Genomic DNA, 12,950 nt, shown 5'->3' with positions numbered 1-12,950 from the left:
GCCACACCACCGCCAGTACGCCAGACCCTCAGCGCAGATGCGCCGGCAGGGCCTCAGCCAAAACCAGGGCGGCCCCGGTGGCATACTCGTAGTCGATGCGCCCGGTCAGGGTGTACTCGACCACCCGCTTACGCGGCTGCCACTGGCCGTCCACCGTGAGTTGGCGCTGCACCCCGAAGAAGAGGTTGCCTCTCGGGCTGAGCAGCAGCTTGTCGCCGCTGTCCCCGCTGAGATGCGGTTCCGGCACCACGGGAATGCCGAAGTAGCGCAATGCCGGGAAACCACCCAGCAGGACCTGGTCGCCGAGACCGGTCTGGCGTCCCGCCGTCTCCTCGGCATAGCGCTCGGCAAAGGCCACCGGCACGAAGAAGACCTGGTCGGTGCGGCCCTTGAAGCGCTGCGGCATCTGGCGCAGGGCGAGACCCAGAACCTCCCGGGCCGTGGTGTCACCGTCCAGCCCCAACTGCTCGTCGGACAGATCGAGGTCGTTCACGTCGTTGTCGTCGGCCGCCAGGGCGAGCCAGCCGTCGTTGATGGCGAGGAAGTCGTCCTCGGTCTCGCTCTCGTCGCCGTTCCAGGCCAGATCGTCCAGGTCGTTGCCGAAGGCGGTGGCCAGCAGGCGCGCGATGGCCGCCTCGGCATCGCGCTTTTCCACATTGTCCTCCAGGAAGGTGAGCGTGATGTCCTCGGCCCAGACCACCTCCACCGTGGAGAGGGTTCGTCGTCGGGTGCCCAGGGCATCGCTCGCCTGTGGCGCCTGGCCTTCGGAGCCCTTGCGCAACCGGCGGCTCTGCACGGTAAGCTCGTCGGTGTGGCCCTCCGGGCTGCCCATGCGCCGCAGCTGCACCCGGGAGAGCGCCGGCTGCTGCGCGACCAGGAAGTCGAGGAAGCGATCCGCCGTCTCGGCCGAAAGCTTGCCGCCGCTGGTGAAGAGCGAGGAATCAATGGCCCGGGTGCCGGGATCGCCGACACGCAGTTCGCGCAGCCGCCGCCGCAGGTCGCCCACATCCTTGACGAAGGCGCCGCGGAAATCGGTCTCGCCGCCGCCCGCCGCCGGCAGGGTCGGCCCGGCGCGCTCCAGGCGCAGGCGCTCCTCGCTCTCCCCCAGCCGGGTCTCGGCATCGACCAGGCGCCTTTCGAGATCGGCCACCCGCGCGGCCGTCGGTTCATTACCGGCCGCCAGTTCCTGCTGCAGGCTGCGGTGCAGGCCGTTGACCTCCTGGCGGACCACGGCGTTCAGCTCCTCGCCGAGTTGGGCAAAGTCGTCACTCATGGCTGCTGTTCCTCGCTGTCAGTGTTGGAAGTTCGAAAGGCTGCGCGCAGAGCCGCCTGGGCGCGCAGCACGCGAAAGCCGTGGCGCAGGGCGCGTGCGGCGTCGGCGCAGCCCGGCGCGTGGTTGGCCGCCAGCGCCGCCACCTCGCGCATCAGCGCCAGGGCTTCCGGATTGGAGGGGACGGGCACCAGACTCACCTCCAGCAATTCCACCTCGTCGAAGACCGGGATGTTGCGCCCGTCCGGCAGCCGTTCCTCGTGGCGCTTGCGCGGCAGGAAACCGATGGAGACGGCATTGAGAAACCCGGCCCGCACCAGGCGCAGCGCCTGCTCCGCCTTGGGGTTGGCCGCCGCCGGCGCGAACTCGACCGTCACGTCGAAGGCCGCCTGCCCCTTGCGATGCTCGACCACCCGCCCGATCACCGCCTGCGGATCCGGCGGCGCACCGGCGCGGGCATAGCCGTCGTGCCCCCAGAGGAAGACCGGATTGCGCTCGAAGGCCTCGGTGCGGATGCCCTCGGGCCGGATGCGGCTGCCGTGGCGGTCGAGGGCCGGGGTGGCAGCGCGAAAATGCGCCACACGCCCCTCCTCCGCGGCACGCAAAAGCGCGCCGCCGCGGGTCAGGCGGTGCATGGTGATGCTCCTGATGGCGATGATGATGGAGAGAACGGGAAGCACGGCCGGCCGGCGCGTCGGCACAGAGGGCTGCGCGCCTCATCCGATCACACGCGCCTACGGTTTCCTGTAGTGTTTACTTGGAGCGCCGATAGACAGCCCGGCGATGAGCAACGCGCAACACCAGCACGCGCATCACACCATCTTCGATTTCCGCAATGATGCGATAGTCGCCGACTCGGTACTTCCAGAAGTCGCCCAACTCCGGCCCGCGCAAGGGCTGCCCGATGCTGCGCGGGTCATCCAGCGCGCCAAGCCTGTTATCGAGAAAGTCGAGGATGCGCCGGGCGACCGGTCGGTCCAGGCGGCGGAGTTCCTTAGCAGCATCCGGCGCGAACTCAATCCGCCAGGCCATGCTCTTTCTTGAGCGCTGATATCGAGACCGCGGTATCCTTCCCGGACTTCAGGCGGGCCGAGCGCTGCTGGGCCAGGACCCGGTCCTCAATGTCGTCGAGATAGTCGAGAATGGCTTCGAGCGCGTGCTCATCCTTCGGCCGACCGGTCTCTGCCGCCAGGGCCTCCAGCCGATCCTCAATATCCTTGGGCAGTTTGATCGCTAGCATCAACTAAGCCTCCGTAGGGAGCTTATAGCACAGAATTTGGTGTCCGGCCCAACGCGGGTAAAGACTCTCACCCCTCCCCCACCCTGCGGTGCCAGCGGGCGCCGGGCGGCTGCAGGAAGACCTCGCCGTCGGGCAGCGGGTCCTCGCCCAGCAGGTCGCGGTAGCGGTTCAAGGTAATGGCGCCGGCCTTCAGCATGGCCTCGGCCCGGCGCAGGGTGTAGCTGCGGTCTTCCTCCACCGGGTTCTCGTACTCGTACCAGAGGTTGGCCACCCCGGACCCGAGCTGCGGCAGGAGGTGCAGGTTGACCGCTTCCTCGATCCGGCGCAGGCGCGGCAGGATGGCGTTGCGGCGATAGGTGGCGTCCGCCGCCTCGGCATTGGCGCGGTTCACGTCGCTGGTCAGTCCCACCTTGCTGGCCGGCAGCTTGTAGACCGCGAAGATCTGATCGCGGCTCAGTTCCGCCAGTTCCAGGAAGGCGAGGTCCTTCAGGTTGAACCCCAACTGCTGCACCTTGGCCGCGCGGCCCAGCACCGCCGGACCCCGGGCCGGATCGCGATAGCGCTCGAGCCAGCGTTCGCGCAGCACCTCCGCCTGCTCCGGCGTCAGTTCCTCCTCGCTGGTGATCACCAGTTCCGGCGTCGCCCGGTTCTTGAGCAGTGCAGCCCCATAGGCGCGGGCGTGCAGGTCCATGTCGTGGCTCAGCGCGAAGGCCTCCACCGGCGAGGCGCCGCGCAGCGGCTCCAGCGGGTGGGGATAGCGCAGGAAGACCACCTCCTCGGCGGGCAGAACCTGCGGGCTGCGGCCCGGCACTTGGACCTGCCAGCCGCGAAGCTGCCGCCCGGCCTCGTCCAGCAGCGGCGCTTCCACCCAGTGGGGGTGCAGCAGTTCCAGTCCCTCCAGCCAGCCGTCGCGGCGCAGCAGGTGCCAGAAGGCCTCGCCCGTCAGTTCCAGGTGCAGCTGGCTCAGTTCAACCAGGTCGGGCCAGGACTGCAGCCCGTTGGGCCGGCGCAGTAGCCCGGGCATCCGCTCGGGCGGCAAGCGGCGCCAGCCGGCCTTCGCCGCTCCATCACGCTGCCAGAGCTCCCAGGGGGCGGCGCGCACATCCTGGGCCAGCGTGCTGGCCGCGGCATAGACCCAGCCGGCGTAACGCTCCAGCGCCTGGCGCTTGCTGCGCACCGGCCGGGTATCTGGCGCCGGCCCCTCCAGGCGCCAGGTGAGGCCGCTCCCCGGCCGCGGCAGGGGCAGCGGCGCACGAATGAGCCCGCGCAGGCGTTGCAGCATCGTCAAGTTCCTTCCTTCACGCAAAGACCTGCGGGGCGCGCCCGCCCTCAACCAGGCCGGCGAAGGCGCGCGAGAGGGCATCGACCTGGTCGTCGTGCGCGCCGTTGGGAAAGAGCGCGACCTCCTCCAGGAAGGCCTCGTTCCAAACGCCGCGCAGCAGGCGGATGTTGCCGGCTTCGGCCTGGGCCGCCACCGGTGCGGCGCGCGTGGTCTTGTCGCCGCTTTCCGCCGTGGCGCTGACGGCAAAGCCCGCAAGCTGGCGCAGCAAATAGTCCGCCTGCACCTTGCCGGCCTGACCGGGGTCGCGCGGCAGGGAGATGGCGGTTGCAGCGCCATCCTGCTGCGCGCAAGTGCGGATCGCCCGCTCCACCTCCAGGCCGGAGCCGCGCAGCCGCACCACGTCGACGATGTAGAAGACACCCTCGGGCGAGCGGGCGAGCTTCAGCCCGACCGTCCAGTCCGGATCGCTGCCAACGCGCGCCCGGCTCGCCGCCAGGTCCCAGCCGCGCAGGCAGCGGCAGCCGGCCGGCAAGGCCTCCACCACCTCGAACCAGTGGCATCGGAACAGGCCACCATCGCGTGGTGCCGGGCGCTGCTGCAACTGGCCGGCAGCCGCGTAGCTGCCCAGTGCGGATTCCAGCGCCGTCACCGCAGGCGCCGGAAAGCGTTCGGGCCAGAGCAATTCGCCTGCCTGGCGTCGCCGGTCCGCCGGGCCCAGGCGCGTCACACAGCGCCGCTCCGGCTCATGGCGCATGGGCAGCATGAGATGCTCATAGCCCAGGTCCTTCGAGAGGATCAGCCCCGAGACGTCGCGCTCATGCACCCGCTGCATCACCACCACGATGGCCGAGTCTCGGTCGTTGAGCCGCGTCGGCACGGTCTCGGAAAACCAGCGCAGCGTCGCCTCGCGCACCGCAACCGATTCCGCCTGCTGCACGTTGTGCGGATCGTCGATCACGAAGCGGTCCCCACGTTCGCCCGTGCCCAGGCCGCCGACCGAGGTGGCCAGGCGGAAACCGGTGCGATCGTTCTCGAACTTGCCCTTGGCGTTCTGGTCACCCACCAACTGCACGCTCTTGCCCCAGTGGCCGCGGTACCAGTCGGAAGCAACCAGCCGCCGGCACTTCATGTTGTCGCGCAGCGACAGCCGTTCCGCGTAGGAGGCCGCGATGGTGCGCAGTTCCGGCCGCCCGGCCGGCCCCCACTCCCAGGCCGGCCAGAGCACGGCGACCGTCAGGCTCTTCATGGCGCCCGGCGGCACGTTGATCAGCAGCCGCGTGATCTCGCCACAGGTCACCGCCTCCAGGTGGTCGCAGAGCACCTCGAGGTGCCAGCCCGGCACGAAGCGCCGCCCCGGCTCCAACAGTGCCCAGGCATGCCGGATGAAGCCGAGCAGGCTTTCTTCGCAGTCCAGCCGCTCCAAGGCTCGCAAGCCCCGGGCCGGATCGGCCAGCGCCCGGTTCAGGGCCTGGGGCAGAGGCAGAATCAAAAACCCCTCCCCCTTGATGAGCCGTCATCGCGAAAAACCGGCTGGATCGCGCCGATCACGGGCCGCAGCCCGTGGCCGTGGGCTGCCACACCGCACTCGCGGCTCGCCGTGACGACGGTAGGTGGCGAAACGTCTTCACCAGAGCCGTCATTGCGAGGAGGCGCAGCCGACGTGGCAATCCAGGGCGGTTTGCTTGTGGCCCTGGACTGCCGCGCGCCCTGCTGGGCGCTCGCAGTGACAGCGGTGAGGGCCTTGCCGGCGCCGACAAAGGCTCGGACTCCCCAGCTGTTGTTTCTCACTCTTCTGCCTGCGTAAGCCGCCGTTCCAACAGCCCCCGCAGCAGCGAACGATCCTCATCACTCAGGTCCTCGCGGGCAAAGAGGCGGTCGGGATCGGCCTCCTCCTCTTCTTCATCCGCCGCCGGCGTCGCCTCTCCGCCGCCACCCAGGCGGGCCAGCAGCCACTTGCGGGCATCGACGCGCAGCTTCGCCCGGGCCAGCAGGTCCTTCTCGGCCAGCGGCTTGCCTTCGGCGTCCTCGCTGCCGCCGCCGGCATCGACGATCTCCAGGATCTCCTCGGCCCAGTGCTCCGCCTGCAGGCGCCGCGCCTGCTCGTAACGGCGGCGAAAGCCGGCATCCGCCGCCAGGGCCTTCAGCACCGCGGCCTTGGGCGGCAGGTGCGGATCGTGGCAGATGCGCGTCAGGGTCTCGCCTTCCGCCACCCGCTCGCAGATCTCGCGCCGCAACGCCGCGTTGAGCCCGCGCGGCCGCCCTGTGGTCTGCCGTCCTGTCGTCTGCTGCCCTGCCATGCCCTCCGCCGCAAAGCAAAACCCGCCGCGGCACTGCCGGGCGGGTTTCGGTTACACCTCTTGAGAATGCGAGAACATAAACAGAACATACCCCGCCTGTCAAGGGCTGGTGGCGGGCTCGTTACGAAGAGGCGACGCGGTCCAGGTAGGTGCAGGCGGCGGCGGCGAAGACCGGCAGGGACTTGTAGCGCGCGAGCTCCGGCGGGGCGCTGCGCAGCACGCCGGCGAGGTTGGCGGCGGCCTCCGGCAGGGCCTGCAGGCTGGACAGCGGGTGCTGGTAGGTGCGGATGCCGAAGACCACGGCACCGCTCTCCGGCAGCCGCAGCAGGGTCTGGCGTTCGCAGCGCAGGAAGACTTTCTCACCCACCGTCTCCGGCGTGATTGCGGGGTCGGCGGTCTCCTTGCCGTGTCCCACCGGTTGGAACAGCGCCGGGTCGTCGGTCAGGCTCCAGTTGACCCGCCAGACCGGCTTTTCCGGCTTGAGGATCGAGAGGAAGCGGTCCACGGGCCGGCCCAGCTTCTCGGCGTAGCCCGGCACCGGCTCATGGATCGCCAGCATGGGGCGGCCGATCTTGTCCGCCAGGCGCCAGCGGCCGGGAAAGCAGAGCACCGCGGCGGTCAGGCGATAGGCCCCCGCATCACGCTGCGGATCACTCTGCATCAGGCAGAAGTCCTCCTGCACCAGCGACCCGGCCAAGGCCAGCGGATGGTCCTCGGGCGGTTCGAGGCGAAAGACGCTGCCGTCGTCGCAGCATCGAATCTCCGCGCCCTGCCGTTCATAGAAGTCGGGGAAGCGCTGCGGCAGGACGTCCGCCAGGCGCGTCAGCAGTTCGCTGCAGGCCGCCTCGGCCTCGGGCAGCACCGCAAAGACATCCGCACGCTGCTCGCGCAGCAAGCGCCGGCGTTCGGCCAACTGCACCGCGCGGTCCGCGCCGGTCTCGATCCAGTCGTCGGGCTTGAGCGCCTGCAGGCCCATGGCCATGCGATAGCGCCCGCCCTCGAAGGGGGTGTAGGGCGGCAGGTCCGCCGCCGCTTTGGTCAGGCATTCCCTCGTCATGGCGGCGATCATGCCCAGGCCCAGCCATCCTGCCAAGGCCCGGGAAGGGCCGCTTCAGCGGCCGCCTGGATTGTCCTCCAGGATCAGGTCCGCCGCCTTCTCCGCCACCATGAAGACCGCCGCCTGAGTGTTGCCGGAAACCATGGCCGGCATGACCGAGGCATCGGCCACGCGCAGCCCCTCCAGCCCGCGCAGCCGCAGGCGCGGGTCGACCACTGCCGCCTCGTCACTTCCCATGCGGCAGGTGCCGATGGCGTGGTAGATGGTCTGGCCATTCTCCCGCGCGAAGGCGAGCCAGTCGGCGTCCTCCTGGCAGGCGGGGCCCGGGCTCATCTCCTCGGCGCGGTAGCGGTCCAGCGGCGCCTGTTCGACGATGTGCCGGGCCAGCTTCATGGCTTCCACCATGCAGCGCCGGTCCTCGGCCGCCTCCAGGAAGTTGGGTCGGATCACCGGCGGCGCGTCGGGGTCGGGGCTGCGCAGATGGATGCTGCCGCGGCTTTCCGGGCGCAGCTGCGTCACCCCGATGGTCATGCCCGGCAGGCGGTCCAGCTTGCGCTCGGCCGCGTTGGCGTAGCTGGCGTGCATGAAGAAGTACTGGGCATCGGGCCCTTCCAGCCCAGGGCGGGTGCGCACGAAGCCATGCGCCAGCCCCGTGCCCAGTGTGAGGATGCCGCGGCGCGTCAGGAAGTACTGCGCCACCGAGCGCGCCAGGCGCCAGCCGCGGGTCTGCTCGTTCAGCGTGATGGGCAGCTTCACCCGCCAGTTCATGCGGGTGCAGAAGTGATCGATGTAGTTGGCGCCCACACCTGGGAGGGCGTGCTGCACGGAGATGCCGGCGGTCCCCAGCACGGCCGGATCGCCGATACCCGAGAGTTCGAGGAGCTGCGGGCTCTGCACCGCCCCGGCGGTGAGGATCACCTCACCCTCGGCGCGGAGAACCTCCTCCTGTCCGTTGCGGCGCGCCCGCACGCCCACCACGCGCCGCCCCTCCAATTCCAGGCACAGCACGTGGGTGTCGGTACGCACCTCGAGGTTCGGGCGATTGCGCGCTGGTTTCAGGTAGGCTTCCGCGGCGCTGATCCGCCGCCCGGCCCGCTGGTTAACCTGATAGTAGCCGAAGCCGTCCTGGCTTTCGGCGTTGTAGTCGGGATTGCGCACATGCCCGGCTGCTTCCGCCGCCGCGATGAAGGCCTCGGCCACCTCCGGGCGCTCCTTCACCTCGGTCAGTGACAAGGGGCCGCCACGCGCGCGCAAGGGGTGCGTCGGGCCGTCGAAATCCTCCAGCTTGCGGAAATAGGGCAGAACCTCCTCGAAGCTCCAGCCCGGGCAGCCCCGCTGGGCCCAGCCGTCATAGTCCTGTGGCTGGCCGCGCACGTAGATCATGCCGTTGATCAGCGTGGAGCCGCCCAGGCCGCGGCCGCGGGGAATGGCAATGGTGCGGTTGTTGGTGGCTGCCTCCGGCTCGCTCCAAAAGCGCCAGTTCCAGCGATCGTTGACCAGCAGCTTGCTGAAACCGGCGGGAATCGGAATCCAAAAGCCGCTGGGCTCGCCACCGGCCTCCAGCAAGAGCACCCGATGCCTACCCGACTCGGTGAGACGGTTGGCAAGCACGCAGCCCGCCGTTCCGCCGCCGACGATGATGTAGTCGAAAGCCGCCGTCACTCTGCCATGCCCTCTGCCCTGCCCCTATACCGCCTGCGCCGCCGCCTCAGATCGCGCCCATATGCTGGGCCATCAGCTCGATCTGACAGGCGAGCATGGGGGCCCCAGGCTGAATGCGGCAGCCGGCGGCTTCGGCGGCGAGCAGCAGCGGTGTCTTTGCCGGCTGCATGATGACCTCCGCCACCACCTGACCGGCGTGCAGGCGGGCAAAGTCCACGGGCGCGGGATCCTCGGCCCGCATGCCCAGCGAGGTGCCGTTCACCACCAGGTCGTGGCCTTCGAAGTCCGCCGTGTCGGCGGTGGCGGTCACCTTCGGATAGGCGTCGCGCACCCGCCGGGCCAGATCCTCGGCCTTGTCGCGGCTGCGGTTGGCGATGGTGATCTGCGCCACCTCGGCCTTGGCCAGGGCGAAGGCAATCGCCGAGGCCGCGCCGCCGGCGCCGCAGAGCCACACCCGCATCCCGGCCGGCTCCACCCCGACCTGGCGCAGGCCGGTGACGAAGCCGATGCCGTCCAGCATGGCGCCGACCAGGCGGCCGTCCGGCTCGCGCCGCACAATGTTGGCCGCGCCGATCAGCCGCGCCTGCTCGTCCACCTCGTCGCAGAGCGCAACCATCGCCGGCTTGTGTGGCACCGTGGCGACGAAGCCGCCGAAGTTCTGCATCCGGCGCAGGCCCTGCATCAACTCCGGCAGCCCCTCGGGCGAAACGTGGATCGGGATCAGCACGCCGTCGACGCCGTGGCGCTCGAAGACGGGGTGCATGACCTCGGGGGCCTTCACGTGCTGGATGGGGTCGGCAATGATGCCGTAGACCCGGGTGCGGCCGGTAATGTTCATGGTTCTCCTTGGGTCCCTCAGGTCATGTAGAGGCCACCGGCGACGTCGATCGTCTGGCCGGTGACGAAACTCGATTCCGCGTCGGTCAGCCAGAGGGCGGCGTCGGCCACCTCCAGCGGCTCGCCCAGGCGGCCCAGAGGTGTCATGCGCACCTGCTCGGCATTCACCTCCTCGGCCACGCCACGCACCATCGGCGTGGCGATGCGACCCGGCGCCAGGGCGTTGACCCGGATGTTATAGGGGCCGAGCTCGGCGGCAAGGTGCTTGGTGAAGCCGATCAGCGCCGACTTGCTCGCCGCATAGTGGCAGGCCACGATCGGCGAGTGGGTCTTGCCCGCCACCGAGGATATGTTGACGATCCAGCCGCGCCCGACCTCGCGCATGGAAGGCGAAAGGGCGCGAATGGTGTTGAAGGCGCCGGTCAGGTTCACGCCAACCACCCGGTTCCACTCCTCGGGGTCCATTTCCCAGACCTTGTGGGCCACGCCGGCGTGCTTGGGGGAGATGCCGGCGTTGTTGATCACCGTATCGAAGGGCCCGCCCATCTCACCGGCCACGCGCTCCAGGCTGTTAGAAACCACGGCCCAGTCGGCCACGTCCAGCACCAGCGCAAAGGCCGAACCACCTGCCTCGCGGATCGCAGCCGCCGTCGCTTCGGCCGCCGCCGCATCCATGTCGGCCACCCCCACGTTCGCCCCGCGCGCGCCGAAGCCCCGGGCAATGGCCTCGCCAATGCCCTTGCCGCCGCCGGTCACCAAAACCCGCCGGCCGGCGTGGCTCGGCCGTTTCGCGTGCGTCAGCCGCTGTTCCAGTTCGGAGGTCATGGCTCAAATCCCCAGATAGGCTTGGCGAACATGGTCATTGGTCAGAAGGGCCTGCGCCGCATCCTCCAGCACGACCTCCCCGTTTTCCAGCACATAGCCACGATCGGCGGCATTCAAGGTGTGATGCACGTTCTGCTCGACGATCAGGACGGTAACGCCGGTCTTCACGATGCTGTCGATCACCGAGAAGACCTGCTCGACGATGATAGGCGCCAGGCCCAGTGAGGGCTCGTCGAACATCAAGAGCCGCGGCCGCGCCATCAGGCCGCGGGCGATGGCCACCATCTGCTGCTCGCCGCCGGACAGCGACTCCGCTTGCTGGTCGAGCCGCTCCGCAACCCTTGGAAAGAGCTCCAACACCTCCTTCAGAGTCTTTTCCGCCTGCGAACGCGCGTCGCGCCGGAAGGCGCCCATGTAGAGGTTCTCGCGCACCGTCATATCGGGGAAGAGCTGGCGACCCTCGGGAACCAGGGTGATCCCCAGTTCCACCACCTCATGCGCCGACAGGCGAGAGATGTCCTGCCCCTCGAAGTGGATCGTGCCAGCGGTGGGACGGAGCAGACCGATGATCGTGCGCAAGGTGGTGGTCTTGCCCGCGCCGTTGCCGCCAATGATGGTCACCGACTCGCCGGCCTGCACGTTCAGGCTCACGCTATGCAGAATGGTCGTCGCGCCATATCCGGCGTCCACCGCCTTTAGCTCAAGCATTGGCGAACTCCTTGCCCAGATAGGCCTGGATCACGGTTGCGTCGCGCACCACCTCCTGCGGCGTGCCTTCGGCGATGATTTCGCCGGAGTTCAACACGATCACCCGGTCGGAGAGCGACATCACTGCCTGCATCACGTGCTCGATAGCAATGATGCTGACACCGCTGTCGCGGATCGACAGCATGAGATCCACCGCCCGGCGCACGTCGGTCTGGTTGATGCCGGCCATCACCTCGTCGAGCAGCAGGATGCGCGGCTCCATGGCCATGACCCGGGCGACCTCGAGACGCTTCAGCCCGCCGATGGTCAGACCGCGGGCCTCCGCATGGAGCCAGCGCCCCAGCCCCAGGCGATGCGCCGTCTCCCGCGCGGCTTCGCGGGCATCCACGACATTGTGATGGCGGTGAAAGGCGCCGACCATGATGTTCTCCTCCACCGTCATGGAGGCGAAGGGCTGCACGATCTGAAAGGTGCGGCCCACTCCGATCGCTGCATAGTCGCCCGGGGTCGTTGGACTGTGAAACTGTCCGTCGGGGCCGCGCACGACGACGCTGCCGGAATCGGCCTTCAGGAAGCCGGAGATCATGTTGAAGACCGTGGTCTTCCCGGCCCCGTTCGGCCCGATCAGTGCCAAGACCTCGCCTTCCTTTAGGCTGAAGCTGACATTGTTGGTGACGTGCAGGCCGCCGAAATGCTTGTCCAGGCGCTCCACCTGCAGAACGTCCTCGCCGAAGCTGCGGGCCTCACTCGCGCGCGCTTCGGCCGGGACACTGGCCGGCTCGGCCTCGGACGCGCTGCGGTCAGGCTCGAAGAAGCGCTGCACCAGGCCCATGATGCCATTGGGCATGAAGAGCACCACCAGGACCAGCACCACACCATAGACGAAGCCATGCAACCCCAGGGCGCCGGAGCCCAGCCAGCCGCGAGCGAACTCCGTGATTGGCACCAGCATCACCGCCCCCAGCAGGGGACCGAAGATCGTGCCGATGCCGCCGATAAGCGCGAAGAGCGCGATCTGGATCGAGAAGGTCAGGGAGAAGACCGCCTCCGGCTCGATGAAGGTGAGGTACATGGCATGGAATGACCCCATCATGGCACAGAGCGCGGCCGAGATCGACACGCCGACCAGTCGCACCCGCACCGTCCCGACACCAGCTGCCCGCGCGGCGGACTCTCGCTCGCGCGTCGCGATCAGCTGAAAGCCAAGCCGCCGGTTGCGGATCCACCAGGCCACCGCCAGGGTGAGGAGCAAAAGGCCGAAGGCGATGATCAGCGCCGGTAGGCGGTCGCGAAAGACCATCCACTCCCAGCCAACGTTCAGCGGGATCATCATGCCCGTCGCCCCGCCGGTGAAGCTGCGGAAGTGCAGCGCCAACACCCGGAACACCTCGAGAAAGGCGATGGTCGCCAGCGCAAAGAAGGGCCCGTGGAGGCGGAAACAAGGATAGCTGACCACGATGGCGGCGATCACGGCGAAGAAGGCGCCCACAAACATGCCGATCCAGGGTGTGATGCCCAGATTGGTCAGCATCACCGCCGCGTAGGCACCGATGCCGTAGAAGATCGCGTGACCCAGGGAAAGCTGACCCGCGTAGCCGCCCACGATGTTCCAGGCCGTGGACAGAGCAGCGAAAATGCAGATCGTCACGAAGATGTGGTAGATGAACTGGTCGTCCATGGCGATGGGGATCGCCAGGATGCCCAGGAGAACCAGGGCCAGGGCGATCACACCGCGGCGCTGGGCGGAGTCCGTCTTGTCTTGCGTCATGACC

The 12,950-nt window shown here is 68.7% G+C and carries 13 protein-coding genes; all 13 read right to left on the bottom strand.

Features of this window, described 5'->3' with window-relative positions; genetic code table 11:
- Window positions 1-28: 28 nt before the first annotated feature.
- Window positions 29-1,273, bottom strand: coding sequence for a hypothetical protein (locus P2G67_RS15110; protein WP_275824091.1), 1,245 nt, complete (start codon window positions 1,271-1,273; stop codon window positions 29-31).
- Window positions 1,270-1,971, bottom strand: a complete 702-nt coding sequence (locus tag P2G67_RS15105; RefSeq protein ID WP_275824090.1) for an HK97 family phage prohead protease — start codon at window positions 1,969-1,971, stop codon at window positions 1,270-1,272. Before P2G67_RS15105 ends, P2G67_RS15110 begins: the two co-directional genes overlap by 4 nt.
- A 52-nt stretch (window positions 1,972-2,023) precedes the next feature.
- Window positions 2,024-2,302, bottom strand: coding sequence for a type II toxin-antitoxin system RelE family toxin (locus P2G67_RS15100; RefSeq protein ID WP_275824089.1), 279 nt, complete (start codon window positions 2,300-2,302; stop codon window positions 2,024-2,026).
- Window positions 2,286-2,510, bottom strand: coding sequence for a type II toxin-antitoxin system RelB family antitoxin (gene relB, locus P2G67_RS15095; RefSeq protein WP_275824088.1), 225 nt, complete (start codon window positions 2,508-2,510; stop codon window positions 2,286-2,288). The genes P2G67_RS15100 and relB overlap by 17 nt, the downstream gene beginning before the upstream one ends.
- A 67-nt stretch (window positions 2,511-2,577) precedes the next feature.
- A complete protein-coding gene (locus P2G67_RS15090; protein WP_275824087.1) occupies window positions 2,578-3,792 on the bottom strand; it encodes a phage portal protein in 1,215 nt (404 codons plus the stop codon).
- Between the two features lie 16 nt (window positions 3,793-3,808).
- The gene (terL, locus tag P2G67_RS15085) at window positions 3,809-5,281 is read right to left on the bottom strand and encodes a phage terminase large subunit (protein ID WP_275824086.1); all 1,473 of its coding nucleotides are present in this window, start codon (window positions 5,279-5,281) and stop codon (window positions 3,809-3,811) included.
- Window positions 5,282-5,576: 295 nt separating this feature from the next.
- Window positions 5,577-6,089 carry a terminase small subunit-like protein gene (locus P2G67_RS15080; protein WP_275824085.1) on the bottom strand — a complete coding sequence of 171 codons (513 nt, stop codon included), beginning with the start codon at window positions 6,087-6,089 and terminating at the stop codon, window positions 5,577-5,579.
- Window positions 6,090-6,210: 121 nt separating this feature from the next.
- Window positions 6,211-7,146 carry a heme-dependent oxidative N-demethylase family protein gene (locus P2G67_RS15075; protein ID WP_275824083.1) on the bottom strand — a complete coding sequence of 312 codons (936 nt, stop codon included), beginning with the start codon at window positions 7,144-7,146 and terminating at the stop codon, window positions 6,211-6,213.
- Between the two features lie 54 nt (window positions 7,147-7,200).
- Window positions 7,201-8,808, bottom strand: a complete 1,608-nt coding sequence (locus P2G67_RS15070; protein ID WP_275824082.1) for a GMC family oxidoreductase — start codon at window positions 8,806-8,808, stop codon at window positions 7,201-7,203.
- Window positions 8,809-8,854: 46 nt separating this feature from the next.
- Window positions 8,855-9,646: a shikimate dehydrogenase family protein gene (locus P2G67_RS15065; protein ID WP_275824081.1), complete on the bottom strand. Its 792-nt coding sequence runs from the start codon at window positions 9,644-9,646 to the stop codon at window positions 8,855-8,857.
- Between the two features lie 17 nt (window positions 9,647-9,663).
- A complete protein-coding gene (gene fabG, locus P2G67_RS15060) occupies window positions 9,664-10,470 on the bottom strand; it encodes a 3-oxoacyl-ACP reductase FabG (RefSeq protein WP_275824080.1) in 807 nt (268 codons plus the stop codon).
- A gap of 3 nt (window positions 10,471-10,473) precedes the next feature.
- Complete coding sequence (locus P2G67_RS15055; RefSeq protein ID WP_275824079.1) at window positions 10,474-11,178, bottom strand: ABC transporter ATP-binding protein; 705 nt, start codon at window positions 11,176-11,178, stop codon at window positions 10,474-10,476.
- Window positions 11,171-12,946, bottom strand: coding sequence for a branched-chain amino acid ABC transporter ATP-binding protein/permease (locus P2G67_RS15050; protein ID WP_275824078.1), 1,776 nt, complete (start codon window positions 12,944-12,946; stop codon window positions 11,171-11,173). Before P2G67_RS15050 ends, P2G67_RS15055 begins: the two co-directional genes overlap by 8 nt.
- Between the last annotated feature and the right edge of the window lie 4 nt (window positions 12,947-12,950).

Source organism: Aquibaculum arenosum, assembly GCF_029222965.1.
Taxonomy (GTDB): Bacteria; Pseudomonadota; Alphaproteobacteria; order Kiloniellales; family DSM-21159; genus Aquibaculum; species Aquibaculum arenosum.
Note: the sequence above shows the minus strand (reverse complement) of the source record. Positions and strands in the feature narration are given on the sequence as shown.

Excerpts from the sequence above, each read along its gene's own strand:
- P2G67_RS15110 (WP_275824091.1), bottom strand. The coding sequence starts at position 1,273 with ATGAGTGACGACTTTGCCCAACTCGGCGAGGAGCTGAACGCCGTGGTC.
- P2G67_RS15100 (WP_275824089.1), bottom strand. The coding sequence starts at position 2,302 with ATGGCCTGGCGGATTGAGTTCGCGCCGGATGCTGCTAAGGAACTCCGC.
- relB (WP_275824088.1), bottom strand. The coding sequence starts at position 2,510 with ATGCTAGCGATCAAACTGCCCAAGGATATTGAGGATCGGCTGGAGGCC.
- P2G67_RS15090 (WP_275824087.1), bottom strand. The coding sequence starts at position 3,792 with ATGCTGCAACGCCTGCGCGGGCTCATTCGTGCGCCGCTGCCCCTGCCG.
- P2G67_RS15080 (WP_275824085.1), bottom strand. The coding sequence starts at position 6,089 with ATGGCAGGGCAGCAGACGACAGGACGGCAGACCACAGGGCGGCCGCGC.
- P2G67_RS15075 (WP_275824083.1), bottom strand. The coding sequence starts at position 7,146 with ATGACGAGGGAATGCCTGACCAAAGCGGCGGCGGACCTGCCGCCCTAC.
- P2G67_RS15065 (WP_275824081.1), bottom strand. The coding sequence starts at position 9,646 with ATGAACATTACCGGCCGCACCCGGGTCTACGGCATCATTGCCGACCCC.
- fabG (WP_275824080.1), bottom strand. The coding sequence starts at position 10,470 with ATGACCTCCGAACTGGAACAGCGGCTGACGCACGCGAAACGGCCGAGC.
- P2G67_RS15055 (WP_275824079.1), bottom strand. The coding sequence starts at position 11,178 with ATGCTTGAGCTAAAGGCGGTGGACGCCGGATATGGCGCGACGACCATT.
- P2G67_RS15050 (WP_275824078.1), bottom strand. The coding sequence starts at position 12,946 with ATGACGCAAGACAAGACGGACTCCGCCCAGCGCCGCGGTGTGATCGCC.